The organism is Rhodococcus sp. DMU2021 (assembly GCF_019641445.1).
GTDB classification, from domain to species: Bacteria; Actinomycetota; Actinomycetes; order Mycobacteriales; family Mycobacteriaceae; genus Rhodococcus; species Rhodococcus pyridinivorans.
Genome location: NZ_JAIFKB010000012.1, coordinates 54,135 through 71,461, shown reverse-complemented (window position 1 = coordinate 71,461; position 17,327 = coordinate 54,135). Strand labels below are relative to the sequence as shown.

Genomic DNA, 17,327 nt, shown 5'->3' with positions numbered 1-17,327 from the left:
CAGGACGCGCATATGGTCAAGGATGAGGTCGCGAATAACGCTGGTCTGCCGTTCGGCGAGGGTCACGGTCTGCCAGTGCGCAGTGACGAGATCTTCGAGGTGAGGCGCTTGGATGGCGCGGAAGGTGCAACCGTTCTTGAGCCGCTGACGGCCAAGGCAGTAAAAGTAGTCGTAGGTCGTGCCCACTCGGTTGCGGGTCTTCTCGAACGTGAGCGGCTCGCCGCACTGGCCACAGTAGACCGACCCCTTCAGGTAGTGATTGTGGACACGAGGCTTCTCACGACTTTGGTGACGCGCTTCCCGGACACGCTGCACTTCGGCGAAAAGCGCTTCGCTGACAAGTGCAGGTTGACTGCCGGGGTACTCGACACCCTCGAACCTGACGGCACCCGTGTAGTAGCGGTTTTGGAGCATTGAGGTGATGTGTGAGTGTGCGATCGGCCGGCTGGGGCGGTTCGGCCGGGCCACGGTAGTCACGCCGCGCTTGTCGAACTCGTCCTTGATCATGCCGGCTGTCCACTCGCCGGTGGCGTAGCGCTCGAACATCCAGGTGACCCAATGGCCGCGCGCAGGGTCGATCACGACGGTCTTTGCTTCCCTCCCGTCGTCAGTACGGATGCGGCTGTTGAGATAGCCGAACGGTGCCATGCCCGGCGTGCCGCCGCCCTTCGCCTTCTGGAGCATGCCCTTGCGCGATTCGGTGGCCAGATTACGACTGTAGAACTCGGCGATCGAACTCATGATGCCGTGCAGCAGCATCCCGCTCGGTGTTTCATCGATGTTCTCTGAGCAGGAGACCAGCTGGGCGCCGACTGCGGTCAGCTGCAAGTTGATCTCGACGTCGTCGACTCGATTGCGGGCGAGACGGTCGATCTTGTGCACGATGACGTACTGGATCTTGTGTGCTTTGACGTAGTCGAGCATCTTTTTCAGTTCTGGTCGATTGGCCGAGCGGGCGCTTTCGCCAGCGTCGACAAACTCTGCGACGGTCACTGCGTCGAGTGATTGGGCTTTACGGAGGCAGGCTTCGCGCTGAGCGGGGATGGAGAACCCTTCGGTCTCCCCTCCTCGTTCGGCCTGATCTTTGGTACTGACCCGGAGATAGTGGACCGCCAGCGGCTTGATTCCGAGCGATGGTGCGGCGGTCATGCGTAACTCCTTTGTCGGGTTGATTGTGGTGCGCGGATGAACTGCTGGCGCTCGTAGCGACTGGTATGAATAGGCCGGGCGCAGCGGCTCCTGGGGAGTACATCGTCAGTCTTGTCGAGGCCGGTTTGCGCCAGACGGACGCGGATGGCCGGTTCACTGACCCCGAAGTGAGCGGCCAGATCAGCGACGCGCTGCATGCCGTTGCCCCAGGCGGCTTTGAGTGAGCGTTTGGAGACGAGGGCACACCCAGCGAAGTAGTCGGCAGCAGCTTCGGCCTGGTCGGCGCCGGTCAGCTTGTGGGTGGTGCGGTAGAGATGGCCTGCATGGCCGTGATCGATGATGTGCTTGAACTCGTGCAGAAGTGTGAAGCGCTGGCGCACGGCGGGTTCTTTGACTGAGAGCACGATGACCCACTGTCGGCCATTCCAGTAGCTCATACCCGAGACTGGGATGTTCTCACGGATTACGACAAGGCGCGGCAACTCCGTGAGGTGATGCTCAAGAATGCCGCGTTCGTCACCGATCAGATCGGTGAGCTTGGCTGCCTGGGTTTCGGCAGTACGCAATGCTTCGAGGAAGCTCGCGTCACGCTGTGGAATGATGGCCCGGAGGCTCGTCAGTACCGATGGTTTGTAAGTATGTGTCATAGCGAGCCTCCTTTTCATAGTGGGCTGTTCGTTATTCTTTTTCGTCTTCTCCGTCGTGAGGTCCGTGCGGGTCATAGCCGTGCTTTGCTGCGATTCTTACAAAACTGGCTTCCATTTCTCTGGCTGCTGATTCCGGAAGGTCGGCGTATTTACTACGAAGGTAGGGGGAAAAGCTTGGCAGCGTCTTCGGTTGAACGTAACCGGCGAGGTTGAACAAATCGGAGAGTTCAAGTCCCAGCACATCAGCTAATGACTTGAGCGTTTCCGGTCTCGGTTGGGGGATATCACCACGCTCGATACGAAGCACGTTGGAGTCGGTCATGCCGGAGCGGCGAGCGACCTCCTTGATTGTCAACTCAAATTCATTCCTACGCTTTCTGAGCGCTTTGCCGAGCTGGACTGCGTTAGTGGTATTCGTCATGGTAATTTATCTCCAATACATTCGTTCCTGTTACTTCTATTGTATTCTCAAAATTGCATAAATGCAGTACTAAAATCGTTGTAGAATTTGGCAAGGTCGTCCTTACCGTTTTGCGATTTATCGGAGGATAGGTGGGAGTCAGGGAGCTGCTGGCTGCAGCTCAACCTGACTCCCCTGGATGGATAGGTACTCACTCCGTGCCCTGACGACCGCGCGATGATGTCCGCTTGGTCGTACCGAACAGGGTGGCGATGGCATCGCGCTGCTCGGCGGCTTCACGGTCGATCTCGGCGGTCAGCGCTTCGGCCTTGGATGCGATCTCTGGGTCGGCCGCCAAAGTGGCAATGCGGTTTTCGATCGCGTCTCGGATGGTGTCCGTGAGCGATACGCCACTGAGCTTTGCCAGGATCACCAAGCGGGCGTGCTGTTCGTCTTCGAGACGAATTGCCAGTGTTTTCATGAGTCTCCTACTCCTTCCTGAAGGTTGTTCCCGGGGTGTTCCGGTCACCGTCTTCGAGGTGGTGCGGCCGGTGAGCAGAATTCTCACTGGGGCGGCCGCAGTCTCTCGAAGACGGGTGACCGGCTGCATCAGATCACCCGGAAAAGCCAGACTTTGCCGTTAGGGGCGCTTTCGACATGGATGTCGCCGCTGAGCTGGAGGCTGTGGGCGAACTCGTCGTAGTCAAACTGGATGTACGCGCGGAGATCGGCAGGTACCTCGCGGTCGAGCGCCTCCTCGATGCCGCTGCCCTCGAGCACCTCCCGGGCCCAGACGCTGACTGAGTCGTAGGTGCCAAGAAAACAGTCATCAAATTGGGCGAGCATCTCGGGGTTGCCATCGTGGATCTCCGCCCAGGTGGCGAAGGCGGGGCCGTGTTCAGCGATGCCCCGAGCGACGGCAGCAACCTGGTCGAGTGGGTCGTACTCCCCGACTTGGTAGCCGCCGAACCCGTCGTAATCGAAGATGCCCCATTCTTCGGCGTCTGATTCCAGGGAGCTGGCCAGGATGTGCTCGACAGCTCCCTGAAGGGTGCTTGGATCGACGGCGGCATCGATCCAGTCGCCGTGGAGGCGCCCGGCGTTGTAGTCGGCCAGGCTGCCGACCCAGATGCGGGGCTGAAGTTGTCGGTCGGGTTCGTTCTCGTGACGTGGTTCGTAGTTGGGTTCGTGGTTCATAGCACCTCCTCTCGTTTCGTGGACTTCGTTGTGTTGTGCTGCACGCTGGTACGGATGCGTTCCTTCGCCAGCTCGGCATAACTGGAGTTGAGCTCAATACCGAGCCAGTCGCGCCCGGTTCGGGCAGCGACGACGGCTGTGGTGCCGGAGCCGATGAACGGATCAAGGACGAGTCCGGGCTCCGCGGGCGCGTCACAGGTGCAGCTTGGGCGCGGGGGTTTGCGGCGTGCGTGATCGTGATGCCGGACAAGTTGACGGGTCCAGGGGCGGCGGCAGTGGGAGCACCGGAGACGGGGGCAGCCGGCCAGCACTATGCGACGGACGAGCGCTTCCGGATAGGTGGCGATGTGGCTGCTCCGGAACGTGCTGACACTCATCGCCCAGACGTCACCGGGATTCTTGCCGAGCGGATGACCGACCCGTCCACTGGCGCGCAGCTCGGCGAGGCCACGATCGCTATGGGTGTTCGGACCTCGTCCTGCCTTCTCTGCACGATTCGCTGGGCGAGATGAGCGGCGTGGTGGTCGTGAGACGTGGGGGATGCGGATCTCGTCGAGATCGAAGTAGTAGCGCGGCGACCGTGTCAGCAGATACACGACCTCGTGCGAGGCAGTCAGGCGATCGCGCACACTTGAGGGCACCGTGTTGGTCTTGGCCCAAACGATCTTGTTACGAATCGTCCAGCCGTCGGCGATTAGCTGGAGCGCCAGCCGTTCCGGGCCGAGCAGCAGGCTCTTACGAGGAGCACCTTCTCGGGAGTGAGTGCTGTAGGTGTCACCGAGATTGAGCCACAGCGTTCCGCTCGGCACGAGGACGCGGGCACATTCGGTCAGTACGGCGCGCAGCTGCGTCGTCCAGGCGTCAACGTGCGGTTCGAGGCCGAGCTGGTCGCCGTGGCCGTAGTCGCGTAACCGAAAATACGGCGGGCTGGTAATGATGCAGTCGATGCTGTCGTCAGGCAGCAACGTCAACTGGGCAAGCGCATCACCGGTCATGATTTGGTTTCGTGGGGGCCCGCTCATTGCAGCCACTCCTGGGCACTGGTTGCGAAGCCGTCAGTCGTGACGATGCGGTACAGCTCAGGCGTCAACCGCGGCGAACGCAGGATCGAGGACTTTACTTTCTCGGCGCGCGCTTGGCTCACGAAGACCCAGATCACCAGCGGGAACGCGTCGTGCGCCTCCTGCTCGATGCCGCTGGCGCGGTAGGTCTCGTACTGGCCGCACTTCTTGAGCACGGTGGGGAGTGATTCGGTGCCGAGGTCGACTTCGATGAACCAGCGATCGACGTAGTCTCGCGTCCGGACGACGCTGGCGAGGTCGGGCTGCAACAGACGTTGTTCGCCGCCAGGGCCGATATAGCGCCGCCACGAGGTGGGCTCGGTGGCAATCTCAACTGCTTCGACGCTCTCCATCGTGGTCAGGTTGCGCAGACCGAGGTGGACATCGGCGACCGCCAAGCAGTGCTGGAGAAAGCGCAGTGACGGCTCATGGCTACGGTAGGTCTGCCCCTCGTCCCGGAGCAATCGGGCACCAGCCGGCGCCAGTTGCCAAATACGAGCAGCACTGCCCGCGCGCACCCCACCCACCCGGCGCGGGAGCGACCGGATCAGAGCGAGTCGTTCCAGTCGCGCTAAGACGTAGCGGGTAGTCCGGGCAGCCGACCCAGCGCTGCCGTGAGCGGTGAAGGTGAAGGACTGGATCTGGTGGGTAGTGAGGTAGCGGTGTTCGTCAATGCGGCGGAGGACTTCGCGATCACGCTCGGGCATGACTTCACTGATACGTCGGAGTTCGTCGCGATCGATCCGGCGCCGTTGCAGGGCCGATTGCAAGACTGGGGCACTCTCCGTCGACATCGTCGGCGGAGTATTCGTCCCCCGACCGCGCCCCGATTCGCGACTGACCTGCGACGACGTTGGTGTAGCGGATGAGCCGGCTGGAATAGCGGGCGGAATGCCCTGCCCTGGGGTGTACCCAGTCATGACGCCGCTCCTTCCACGTCGGATCGCTTGGTGCGGCCAAAGGATTCGCCGGCCGAGCGGCGCTCGGTCAGTGCCAGCAGATCGGCCTCGACCTCGCTCAGTGGTTGGCCATAGCGCTCGCGGGAACGCTGGCGGACGAGGTCGGCGGACCGGACGGGAGCGGGCAGTTTCGTGGTGGTGAGACTGACCCACGGTCCGGGTGTGTTCTGGTGGAGAATCTGGGCGTATGCGTGGTAGGCAGGCAGCGCCTCGAAATCGGCTGGTTCAAGTTGACCGCGAGTGAGCGTGGCAAACTCGCGAGCGTCGGGGTGACTCAGTTGGAAGGCGATGCGCGTCCGGGCGTTCGCGGTCACGGCGTCGCGGATTGACTTCGGGAGTTGGCCCAGGTGCTGATGCGCCAGTGTGTAGCCCACCCCGAGACCACGAGCTTGCGCCAGCGCGTCACCGATATCACCAGGGAGCCGGAGGTAGTCCTGGACTTCGTCGATCAAGATGGTGACCGGAGCCCGGGAGTGAGGTGGTTGCGCGGCCCGAGCAAGCGTTGCCGTCCACAGTTGCGAAACGATGAGGGAACCGAGCAGGGCGGCAGCTTCGGGACCGATCTTGCCCTTCTCCAGACTCACCAGTAGGACTCGGCGCTTGGTGAAGACATCGGACAGATCGAACTTGGGGCGGCGCTGGCCAAGGATGCCCCGCAATCCGGGACGCAGCAAGATGGGGCGGACGCGGCGCAGGAGCGGCGCAGTGGCCTGCGCCTGCTCGTTCTCGCTGAGCCCCTCCCACCACGCCCAGAAGCCGCCGAGCCCCATCGGGTCATCGCGGGCAGCTTGGCCGACGATCGAGCGCCGAAAACCGGGATTGGTGAGTAGGAGCGGCAACAGCGCGATTGAGGCATCACCGCGTCGGGCGAGAGTCAGAAGGCTGGCGTGCAGGACGTCTTGAGTGCGTGGGCCCCACGCGTCGGCCCACAGCGAGTGGAACACGCCAAGTATGGTGTCGGCGGCCAGGTCGGGATCAGTTGCGCCGACCAGCCCATTAATGCCAATAGGTGCAGAGTCAGTGGCGTCGACGACGGCAATATCATCGAGTCGCGCCTCGTCGGCCCGCACCAGGATCTCGTTGATGAGATCGCCCTTGGGGTCGATGACCACAACCCCCCGCCCTGCAGCGATATCGGCCAAGGCGAACTGACCGAGCAAGTTTGACTTGCCAACACCGGTTGGTCCGGTAATAGCAATGCCAGACAGCGAGTCGCGGACTGAGATCGCAAGCGGCCGATCTGGTTGCATGGTTGATACGCCGAACACCCGCCCTTCCTTCGGAGTGTCTGCTGGTGCCGGGAGCAACTTCGGGTGCCGCGACGGCACGCCGGGAAGCGGTGCGGCGTCAGGGCGCGCGATTGGCCAGGCGGTCAGTGCGACGACCTCACTCACACTCAGGGTTGTGGTCCAGAACCACGGCACGCGGGCTTGGTCGAACGGAGTAGTCGCCATCCGGGTGGCGCTAAGCTGGGCGTTCGGCGCGTTCAAGCCGCGAATCGCGGCGATGACACGATCCGCCAGCCGGCGGGCTCGGTCGTCGTCATGAGCCGTTGCGGCCACGCGGATGGCACAGCCGAAGCGAAACTCACGAAGTTTGGCGGCAGCCTGGGTACGGGTGTCACCGCGGAGCTGGGCGGGCGGCGCTTGAGGTGACTTGCGCGGTCCGAGCACGACTTGGAGGTAGACGCGCTCTTGACGGTCAGCGACCGCCAAGGCGCCGAGGATCCCCCGGGTCACCGGCTCAGTGGACTCATATGCCAGCTGACTATTGACGCCCGCCCCTGATCGAATACGGATCTTCGCCGCGACATCTGCCCGGAGGCCGGCTGCGCGGGACTGCGGTTCGTCGACCACGAGGCCGGGTAGATGCACTCGTAGTACCTCGATGACCTGATGCCGATGGCCCACGGGCATTCCAACGCGCCAGTGCACGTGCCGGTTGCTGCCGACAGCCTCGATGACGATTTGCGGCTGACCACTGAGTCCTGCCAATGCAACTACAGCGGCGCGGGCGGCTTCAATTGATAGCGGCGCGGGAATCGACAAACTGGCGAAAACCAATTGGCTGGCGTCATTCATTGTCAGGCTCCCGGCGTTCTGTTTGACGTTTGGTTTCTTCCTGCGCTTCCTTTTCGGCCTGGGCGATCGCGATAGCAACCACCGTGCGGGCAATGCGACCCAGATCCGGATCAGCGCGGAGCTGACCGCGAATCCGAATGTGCCGATTCCTGCCGCGCTTTTGTCGGTGCGATGTGCGGTCCTGATTTTTAGACATAGTGAATACACCCCCTTTCGGTGGTTACTAATTAATATGAATGGCAATTGGTGTGCTGCATTTATGCAGCGGCCATGGCTTTACTATGCGCTGCACAAATGCAATGGTCAATATGATTGGCGCATTTCACAACACCGAATGGAACGTGGCTACCCCTGATTTACCAACGTCGGAGACGCCGATAAATGAATATGGACAAGCCGCTGATAATCGCAACGACCGCCAGTGTGATACAAAGCGGCACCCAAATCACGCACACGATGTAGATCGCGCCGTAGAGCGCCATCGCGCTGACGAGTATGGCGATGCAGACGTTGAGGAGCCGCCCCCCGGGCCCGCGGGAGCCGTCACTCACGACGGCACCCGGTGGATCTCGCGCAGGATGCCCTGTTCAAACCCGCACCGCTGGCATTCGAGGGCAAATAGTTCCTGATCGTCCGGGAACCGCTTCGCCACCGCGTTAATAATCACTTGACCGAGCGTGTCGGCCTTGAGGAAGGCGTACTCCAAGCTGTGCGGCCTGAAGCCGGCCCGCTCCAACTCGGACAGATGCCATAACGCCAACTCATACTCATCGGGGAGTGAGAAGCTGAGGTCATGTTCGACATGCGCCATGTCATGCACAAACCGCCAGGCGGCGTTGGCATCAGGTGACGTCAGGATGACTGAGAGCGAGTTCTCGGACGATACTGGCAGTGACCCGCCCCGCTCCTTCGCATGGGAGTACGCGGCGCGTAGGTCCATATAGGTCGAAGGCGCATCCGGACGCGGTGTCCAGCCGAAGCCGCACTCTTGAGTCTTCACGGTTGCGGTGGTGAACACCCAGCAGGACAGGGCTTCCCGGGCTCGCTCGATCTCCTCCGTAGAGACATAGTCAGATTGAACGCCCAGCTTCGCGTTACGGTCCGGCGTCGTGTCGGTCATCGCTGCCCTCCCTGCCCGGCGCACCGCACACACTGGCAGGGTGCGCGGTGCGGTGCCGCTGCCTCAGTCATCTGCTGAAGTGCGGCGGACGTAAGCCGGTTGATCCGCGCCTGGGCCAACCGGCGTTCTCGATTAACGCGAGCGACCTCGCTCCGGCGGTCGGCCGCATCGCGGACGTCCGCAAGGAAGCCCACGATGCACAGCCCAGCCACGACGGCGCCGGCCACGGCCAGGACGATCGCGATCGAAACGATCATTGGTTCACCGCCCGGCACGTATCGGCGACAATTTGGCCGATGCCCATGACGGTCATGGTCTTGAGGAAGTCAAGATCGCCAGCCGCTGCTGGAGCCGCGAGAGCGAGTTGCTGCTGCACCTGCGCGACAAGCGCAGCTTGCTGCATGGCGTACGCGCCAGTCTGCGCGACGGCGTCGATCTTGGCTTGCTGGATCTCGCCGGCCGACGCAACTACCGCGGTGCGCACTTGCGCGGCGTGCTCGATGGCAGCCAGCTCGTGCGCGGTCCGGCGGGCCAGCCGATCTCCAGTCGCGGACAGCGTGGAGGAGCGGAACTTCGACGCATACGGCTCGATTGCAGACATGGGGGATCTCCTGTTCGTGTAGTGGGGTAAAGGGCTCAGTCAGCCAATTCGCGATCAATGCTGAGGGCGTCCCCCAGGCCAAGTAGTCGGCAGTGGTGGTGAAACACTGCCGCGTCATGAACGAGACGACGAAGGTCGCTGGAGGGCCTTCCTCTGTGGTGCGTTTGCTTCGGCCTTGGCTGCGTGGAGATAATCCTGCTCGCGGCCGAGAGTGTAGAAGCTTTCCTCAAGATATGTCGTGCCAACTGCTGCGAGGCGGGCGATCGCCTCAGCACGCGTTTCGAAGCACCCCATCGCGAGGCCATCGCCTGAAGATGATCGAGCTGGTGGGAAGGTGTCGTAGCGCGGCAGGCCCACATGAGGGCAGGTCGAGTCTGAACAGCAAAGCGATGAGGAGTCGTCTCGTCTTCAGGCACTGCACTTTTCGCTCGGACCCGAGGCGTGCGATTACAGTTGCCGCCCGAGTGGGCAGACGGAGTTAGCGCAGCGAACCCGTGCGCCATGGTTGAGTATGCCGATTGAGTCTGCATAGTGCCAGATGGCCTGCGTCGCCCGGTTGGGTGCAGGGTCGATCTTCCAATTGACTGCCGCCACACCGAGTGCGCGGGCTCGCACTAATACAGGCAACGTCACATTGGAAGGCTCTGATTGGCGGTGAATGTTGGTGTCTTGCGTTGCACTCTGCGTGAAGCGCCACTCGCGCGGTCCGGATTCTTGGCTCACTGATTTCTCCTCAGAATGAGTACTGGAGTGCGATGGAAGCGACGTTATGACCCAAGGTGAACGTTGACAAGGAATGCGAATGAGCCCAAATACCCAATAATCGCCCAAATCCTCCCAGATCCTTATAGATTTTTGGGAACGCGCAGGTCGTTTGGCTAAATACCACCAGAAAGAAATAGCCACCCCACAGGTCGTGAGGTGGCTCGGTACGTGGCCAAACATCGGGATTCTTACCTTTGCATGCCTGGTAGGCACCAGACGTTATAGATGATGGACATCACCGACAGGGCGTCGGAGTCTGGGCCTTCCGTGTCGTTGTCGGCAAGCGGTAGCAGTTGCAGGTTCCGCCGTAGAAGAGTGCGCCCTTCTTCGGTTCCTTCGTGCCCACCTGGATGTGCATAGCGCTCGGGATGAAGCTCGTATTCCGCATACGCGGTGAACAGAACGTACGGCGCCAATGTCGCATGCCAGTGATCCCATACGATAGACAGATCGCCATCCCGCCGAGTAGACCGAAGATCTTGCTCGATCCACGCAATAAAATATTGGTGGAAGTACTCGCAGGGAATATCAAAGGTGCCGTCGACATCTCCAGTAAATCCCTGCAGAAACTGCTTGAATCTATCGCGGAGCTCGATAACCTGCTCAGCAACTCCAAAATAATACTGATCTTGCGGATACTTCATTTTGGCCATTACGGCCTCCTTTCAAAAGGCCGCGTACCATCTGCTATTATGAACATAATTGACAAATAGTCAAGGTTAACGGCGCGGAGTACCGGACTGGGAGTCCAATCCTTCTCGGCGTGCCATAGAATTGAGCCCTATGGATGAGGTAGATGGCGTCGGCGGTATCCCGGACGTGGTCCAAGAGCTGATTCAGCTGGTCGGGGCAACGCCGCACAAGGCCTTGCTCGGCGAAAAGGCGGCGGCACGTTGCCCTGCGGTGCAGGCCTACCTCTGCGAGCGCTCGGACAGCCGCCTTGGACTCGCTGAATTCATCGATCTCAATAAGCTCGCGCGCGTGGAGCTAACAAGGATAGTTTCCGAGGCATCTGGTGAACTTCCGGACGGGGTTGCGAGAGACGCCTTGTGTCTGTCGCTTTCTCTGCGGTTGGATTCAGGGGACGACGAGGCTCTGGGTAAACGAAAAAAAGCCGCAGCCAAACGCTCCCTGAATCGTTCTACAGAAGTTTTCAGACCGGTGCCTGCCGGTAGAATCACGATGCTTGCCGAGGCCTACGCAGACGCGCTTCTTTATTGTGCGCGAAAGCGCAACGCATCTCTAAAGGAGTCGTCGCCCGCTTGGGTGCAGCTTGAACGGCGTTCGCTCCGCTACCAGAGAGAGGTGTTAGGTGCCGGAGATATCCGCGTAGCCGGAGCCACCGGGGAACTTGTGAACTATATCAGTCGTGATATCCAGGGCGCTATCTTGCGCGCCGTCGATAGCGAAAGCGATGAACGTCCGATACTGATTCGTGGCGATGCCGGCTCCGGCAAGTCCACCTTGTTGATATGGCTCCATCACGCGCTGAAGCGGCAGTCATTAGTGCTGTCGGCGACTTGGTTCGTCTCTGAGCTGTCGGACGAACGTCTCGCTGTGGCTGACGTCATTGACGTCGTCAAGTCCGCCCGGCCGATCTTACTGATAGATACAGCAGACCTGCTACTTCGTACCGAGCACGACGCTGAGCTGTTTCACTTCACGATGGATACGTTCGTGGCACATGGCTTTCGTATGGTAGTTACCTCCAGGCCGCGGGAGACCTCGTTGCTTGTCGAATCCGATTTTCGGGTCTTTGAGCTGCGAGAATACGCGGACTCGGAGGCTGAACAGGCCGCCGAAGTGCTTTGCGCTCAGTTTTGCCCCGAAGCGGGTGTCACAGATCCTGCTGAGCGCCTCCGGAACGCCGTCAGCAGGGGGCTCATCGTGCCACAGGTACGGCGAAACCCGCTGTTAGTTCGGATGCTCTTTCAGGTTGCAGCACCGGATTTCCCGAATCTAGATGTGGATATCACGGAGCTCTATCAGCGATACTGGGATCACCGAATTGCCCGCGACTTACGGTTCGTTCACGATCGTCGTCGCTATACGACTGGTAACGGGGATCGGGATCTTACTCAGATCACCTACGGTATCGGTCTTTCAATGCTTGCCCATGGAGATCTACATATACCAATGGCGCGTGTGCGCGATCGGCTCGGTCAGGTCGAACTCACACCTCAGCCTTACGGTGACATCGATGACGGAGCGAAGCTGCTCGTCATGCGCGGGGTCTTGCTCGATGACGGAACACTACTGAGATTCTTCCACCAGACGATCTTCGAGTTCGCAGTTGCCAAGGCATTAGGTTCCCGTGATCCCGAGAGGGAGTTCGTCAGACTCGTCGACTACTTACTCGCCTCACCTCACGACATCTTCGTAGCAGCGATCCTTGAACAGTTCGTGGTATACGCGCGATATGACTTCACCGAGACTACGATCGCTGGACAGTTGGTACGCCTTCTCAGCGCGCCGAGCCCGCAACTCAAGGATACTGCAATCCGTATCCTCGCAGCCACTCCACAGCTGGTCGGCATGGTCGCGAATGTGCTTCAGGTCGACATCACCGAGATTGGCGATGGACTTCTAGATACATTCTGCCGCAATGTTATTGCTTACAAGAGGAGACAGCCCGAGCAGGCCCTTGACGTGCTGTTCGAGTTCGCTCAACATCGCTCAACGCAACAGGCCGCGCTGACTGCTATTGGGTTCCTCGCCCGTCGACACCCGGCCGTGGTGGCTACGATGCTGACGGCGGATCTCGTCGATGCGGTAATCGCAACGAATCCTCAGGTCGTTCAGAGCCAAACCAACCTCCTCGAACTCGCTGAGTCGGTCCGCTCCGTCGACAGCGACACCGCAGTGTCACTCATTGTCCGCGCGCTTCATTCGATCAAGCGGCAAGGCGTCGGTAGAAACGCAATGCACGGCTATCTCGAATTCTGCGCACGATACTGGGAATTCGTCGGTTCTGACAGGCTAATCCAAGATCTGACATATCTGTTCAGTGTAAACTACAACGACTCTGACGCGGCCGCCGTTCGCCGTTGGTTGGGGAAGGTCTTCGCTGCCCATCTGATTCATGACGGTACCGTGCAGACAGATTCAGCACTGCTGCATTATGTGAATGAGCTTTGCGCTGAGCTTGAGAATGACGACGAGGGTATTGTTGCAGGCGCTCGTCTATCGGCCGTGTGCCAGCTTGCGGGAGCAGGAACGATTGCACGCGATGTCGGTGTGAAGGTTCTGGCGCGACTCTTCAGTTTGACGGGCCGCGCCGCGCCATACCAGCTCCAACGTGGTGCATTGGCGAATCTGCTTGAATCGGAGTGTTCTTTACGTTCACCGACTATCGGCCTTCTTGCAAGCCGTCTCGGAGGAATCACCTCACATGATGAAGGACGACGAACCTGGGCCGAGATGGCACGCTCCTGCGTCGGTCATGAAAACACTCCGGACCACGTCTTTACGGAGATTGTCCGACGAAGTGGATTAGCGGAATCGCCGGAGCCGTGGCTCCGGCGGGAGCAACTTATCAAGCTAGCGCCACGAGGCGGTATGTTAGGTATTCAGGGGGCAATCCAGGCGCTCAAATTTATTTCGGATGATCCGTCGAGGATTGCGGATCCAGACGCAAACGTATTCATCGACGGTGCTAAGGAATGGATTTCCTCTTCAGCCGCGGTGTGTTCGGCTTTCCTGGCCCTTCTCGGTGCCGTCAATAGGCCTGCCACGCTCTCTGATTTTATTTCGCGTGCGAAAGCTCGGGGCTTCGTAGATTTTGACTTTTTGCGCGCTCACAGTGAGGAGCTTCGGGGTTTAGTCAATCGTGCGCTGAGAGGCGAGCAGAGTGACCAAGAGAAGGGTGCCAGGTTGTGGAGGTTACTCATCGAGGCAAACGTTGTTGAGGCAACGCCGGAAGTTGTTGCTGCAGCAGTCGAGGGCATTACCAGGTCCACTGCCCGCGCTCAACTCATCGCGCTTTGGTCGATCGTCTCAGTCTCAGACGATTCGGCGCGTGCGAGGCTCATGGCTCACTGTGTTGAGGTCCTCGTCGTCGACACGGGGAGTCGCACGATTTGCGCAAGGCACCGTCGAATAGGTCCCGCCGAAGTCGACACCACGCGGCGTGCATGGCTTGCGCAGCTTGCTGCAGGTGAGCCTGTAACGGCGGACTTACCCATTGTCGCAACGCTGGCGCTGGCAAAGTGGGCGACAACTGGACAATATGCACCCACTGCTGTGGGTGATGCCGGGTTTTTGATGATCAAGTTTGCTAAGAGCGGCAAGGTTGATGAGGCCTGGGAGCTATTTGATGCGATTGCGACTGGGCTCCAAGCCAACGACTTCAAGCGGAAACAGGCTAGAACCGCGGCAAACTTGCTTAAGAATGCGATCGGTGCGCTTTCGGACGTTGCCAGTACGGTTCAAGTCAAGTCGCTCTGTGCCCGACTTCCAGATATGGCCGATTCGGTTGGCGAGTTTACAGTCAACGTTTTTTCCACACGTCATTGGGGTTTGATGAATTCCGAATTTACCGACAACGTGATCGCTGCACTCGGAGAGAGAACGAGAAATTCGGTCTTAACGCAACGTCGTTCACGATCAAACCTTTCCTCAGGTGCTCAACTAAGCTTTGTGAGAGCCCCGGCATGAGGATCGAAGCCATGCACCAGTGCATGCAAAAGGTCAGCGATTTGATGTGCCGACCCTTGAATGATTTTCTCACCGAACAAGTGTTCGAATCCTCGTGCGCCTCCATGAATCGCTTTTAAGCCCACGTACCCCATTCCAAGACCTCGTCGCGAAGATCTCTGATGCGGGACGGACGGATGAGGGTCGGCAGACGTGCGACTGGAGCGACGCACGTCAGTGTCACGACCACGCGCCAGCCGCAAGCTGGATCGGGAGGAGATCGCAGAGCTAGTGCGACACTACCGATGAGGTGTTGCGGTCGCGCGTGAGGATGACACCGCTCCTGGTCGCCCGCGCGACCGAGCTCTACGAAGCCCGCTGGCCGACCGTGCAGGTTGGCAAAGAGATGGGGCTTGGGGCGAGCACGGTCAGCAAGACGTTGAAAGCGGGCGGAGGTTGGCGATGCGAGTACTGGTGGCGGAGCGGGAAGTCCGACAGGCCTCGAGATGTTCACGGACACAGACTTCTCGACTTGACTACAAGAAGGTTAAGCGACAGGACTCCAGGCAAATGATTCCCCGGAACTCGCACTACATCGAAGGCTCAAGATACTACCGGCGAATCGACGGAAGGTTCACACCGGCACATCGCACGCGGAGCTGTACGATCTCGAGAGTTGCCCGGTCGATCCGGAGGAGACGCGGCATGGAACCTATCGACTCAGCCTTCGAGGTGCAGGAAGTCAAACACGTGTACAAGGTTCTCGACCCTCGCTGGATGGCCATACGTACCGAGCATACGTTCCAGTTAAAGGCACTGCGACCTCATCGCTTATTCCTCCGCGAGTATGTCTGGGATAACGAAACTGGAATTGAAAAGGCCCCTACTGTTAGTAGCGGCAAGAACCCGAACGGCACCAGCTCACACCGACTCCAAGGGCCGGTAATCGCGGGGCCGAACGGACGTCGTCTTGCAGTCGTCGACCTCGGCAGAATGGTCGAACCCGACGAGACTGAGACGGTGACGATTGAGCACTTTTTCGTTCGCGTCAACCCTGAGCACGAGGGATGGGTAAGCGAGGCGGTCAAACCAGGGTGCCGACGCATCCAACTCGAAGCCATACTCCCTAACCGGGAGGACCTGCGACCTCATTGGAAGTGCCAGCATCTGGGGAGTGACAATTGGGAGTTTGAAGAACCACTTGAGTTGCTCCCCGATGCCTCTGGTCGTGTTAGAGTTTCGCACTTGATTGAGAATCCAAAACCAAAATATCGGTACCGTGTTTCATGGGATCAAGTCAAAATGTCCGTCTGAGATGAGTTTATTCTTAATACACTATTAAGTAGTGTATTCTAGACATGAAGGGAGATGCCACAATGAGCGACGGACAAGATAACTAGTACAGCAAAGTCATGGCATATTTGGGCCCATTTGAAGAATATTCTTCTATGGGCCCAAGTCATACTTGATAGAAACGAGACTAATGTGGCTAGCGTAATCGATTTTGAAGAGCTACGTCTACGCGCGTATTTCTCCCATCTCGCCGGAAGAGTTGGCGCCGCAACGGGTGTCGAATTAGTTTGCGTCGCTCACATGGTATCGAATTCGGTCGTCTTCTTGCCGGCGCTGCGTGATATTGCACCTATCAAGTTGCTGCTACCGAAGCCGAAGACCGCAGAAACGCCGGAAGCGGCTCGTATCGCTCAGTTAAAGTTTAAGATTCATCCCCTGAATCGCAAGTGGGTGAGCGAAAAGACTGACGAGGTTGTGGACGTCATACGTCGGTCGACGTCCGAGAAATCTCGTCTTATTTTTGTCGACATTGGCGGATACTTTGCCAGCTCAATCAACGATATTGCAGCACGACTCGATGGTCGCGTAGTCGGCGTCATGGAAGGTACTGAGAATGGTGTACAAAAATACGAAAGTGCGGCGGACGCCGCGGAAGTGCCGATCGTTACTGTCGCACGTAGCCCTCTGAAGCTGCCCGAGGATTATCATGTCGGATCTGGGGTGGTTTTCTCGGTCGAGGCGGTGCTGCGCGAGCAGGCGCAGATACTCCAGACCCGGACCGCCTGCGTAGTTGGCTACGGTCGCGTCGGTAGTGGTGTGGCCGAAGTGTTACGAGGTCGAGGAATTCCGACGGTTGTGCATGACAAGTCGCCAATTGCGATGGCGGAGGCAGCTGCTCGTGGATTCCAAGTGTTCCGGCGGCTCGACGAAGCGCTGCAGGTGTCGAGCTTGGTGATCTCAGCAACCGGCGGGCACGCTATCGATAGGCGAGCGCTCGCCAACGTTCGGTCGGGTGCGGTGATTGCAACCGTCACGTCGGTTGATGATGAATTTGTGGAAGAGGACCTGAAACTTTATCGTCCTACAACAGTTTCGCCTGCCATTACCAGGTACGATTCCGGGGGTCAACGCTACTTTTGGCTTATCAATAAGGGAAATCCTGCCAACTTTCTACATGGCGCAGTCATCGGGCCGGCTATGCAGCTCATCGAGGGCGAAAAGATGGCGGCCATCAAAGCGTTGGCTGACGGCACTTTCGTTTCTGGCCCACGTACTGATATCGGCGAAGTCTCGCATGATGACCGTGAAATGGTGGCTGAGATTTGGAACGAGCATTTCCTCGGAGACTGACACTTCAAGTTCGTCAACTGGCACTAGCGTGGAAAGGGTTTTGCCAGCGCGCTGGGGGAGTTCCCCGGG

At 59.3% G+C, this 17,327-nt stretch carries 14 protein-coding genes and 1 pseudogene; 3 read left to right on the top strand and 12 right to left on the bottom strand.

The window, feature by feature from the left end; genetic code table 11:
* Positions 1-132: 132 nt before the first annotated feature.
* The 12 genes and pseudogenes from K3M35_RS26940 to K3M35_RS16920 all read right to left on the bottom strand — a co-directional run.
* A pseudogene (locus tag K3M35_RS26940) lies at positions 133-1,149 on the bottom strand (recombinase family protein); the annotation flags it as partial.
* A complete protein-coding gene (locus tag K3M35_RS16970) occupies positions 1,146-1,796 on the bottom strand; it encodes an ImmA/IrrE family metallo-endopeptidase (RefSeq protein WP_220666769.1) in 651 nt (216 codons plus the stop codon). The gene K3M35_RS16970 and the pseudogene K3M35_RS26940, both read right to left, overlap by 4 nt.
* Before the next feature lie 31 nt (positions 1,797-1,827).
* Entirely contained in the window at positions 1,828-2,217 is a 390-nt protein-coding gene (locus tag K3M35_RS16965; RefSeq protein ID WP_220666768.1) for a helix-turn-helix domain-containing protein, read from the bottom strand.
* A 190-nt stretch (positions 2,218-2,407) separates the two neighbouring features.
* Positions 2,408-2,677, bottom strand: coding sequence for a DNA-binding protein (locus K3M35_RS16960; protein WP_220666767.1), 270 nt, complete (start codon positions 2,675-2,677; stop codon positions 2,408-2,410).
* Between the two features lie 128 nt (positions 2,678-2,805).
* Entirely contained in the window at positions 2,806-3,393 is a 588-nt protein-coding gene (locus K3M35_RS16955; RefSeq protein ID WP_220666766.1) for an antirestriction protein ArdA, read from the bottom strand.
* Complete coding sequence (locus tag K3M35_RS16950; protein WP_259444146.1) at positions 3,390-4,388, bottom strand: site-specific DNA-methyltransferase; 999 nt, start codon at positions 4,386-4,388, stop codon at positions 3,390-3,392. Before K3M35_RS16950 ends, K3M35_RS16955 begins: the two co-directional genes overlap by 4 nt.
* A 23-nt stretch (positions 4,389-4,411) precedes the next feature.
* Entirely contained in the window at positions 4,412-5,224 is an 813-nt protein-coding gene (locus tag K3M35_RS16945) for a replication-relaxation family protein (RefSeq protein ID WP_220666764.1), read from the bottom strand.
* Between the two features lie 146 nt (positions 5,225-5,370).
* A complete protein-coding gene (locus tag K3M35_RS16940; protein WP_220666763.1) occupies positions 5,371-7,494 on the bottom strand; it encodes a type IV secretory system conjugative DNA transfer family protein in 2,124 nt (707 codons plus the stop codon).
* Positions 7,487-7,690, bottom strand: coding sequence for a hypothetical protein (locus K3M35_RS16935; protein WP_220666762.1), 204 nt, complete (start codon positions 7,688-7,690; stop codon positions 7,487-7,489). The genes K3M35_RS16940 and K3M35_RS16935 overlap by 8 nt, the downstream gene beginning before the upstream one ends.
* Positions 7,691-8,041: 351 nt before the next feature.
* Positions 8,042-8,614, bottom strand: coding sequence for a hypothetical protein (locus K3M35_RS16930; RefSeq protein WP_220666761.1), 573 nt, complete (start codon positions 8,612-8,614; stop codon positions 8,042-8,044).
* 253 nt (positions 8,615-8,867) lie between these two features.
* On the bottom strand, positions 8,868-9,215 hold the full coding sequence (locus K3M35_RS16925) for a hypothetical protein (RefSeq protein WP_220666760.1): 348 nt from the start codon (positions 9,213-9,215) through the stop codon (positions 8,868-8,870).
* Positions 9,216-10,168: 953 nt separating this feature from the next.
* Entirely contained in the window at positions 10,169-10,633 is a 465-nt protein-coding gene (locus K3M35_RS16920; RefSeq protein WP_220666759.1) for a hypothetical protein, read from the bottom strand.
* A 130-nt stretch (positions 10,634-10,763) separates the two neighbouring features.
* On the opposite strand from K3M35_RS16920, the gene K3M35_RS16915 reads away from it, so the two are divergent.
* The 3 genes from K3M35_RS16915 to K3M35_RS16905 all read left to right on the top strand — a co-directional run bounded on the left by K3M35_RS16915 (position 10,764) and on the right by K3M35_RS16905 (position 17,258).
* Entirely contained in the window at positions 10,764-14,636 is a 3,873-nt protein-coding gene (locus K3M35_RS16915; protein WP_220666758.1) for an NACHT domain-containing NTPase, read from the top strand.
* A gap of 684 nt (positions 14,637-15,320) precedes the next feature.
* A complete protein-coding gene (locus tag K3M35_RS16910; protein WP_220666757.1) occupies positions 15,321-15,929 on the top strand; it encodes a hypothetical protein in 609 nt (202 codons plus the stop codon).
* Positions 15,930-16,100: 171 nt separating this feature from the next.
* A complete protein-coding gene (locus tag K3M35_RS16905; RefSeq protein ID WP_220666756.1) occupies positions 16,101-17,258 on the top strand; it encodes an NAD(P)-dependent oxidoreductase in 1,158 nt (385 codons plus the stop codon).
* Positions 17,259-17,327: the final 69 nt, after the last annotated feature.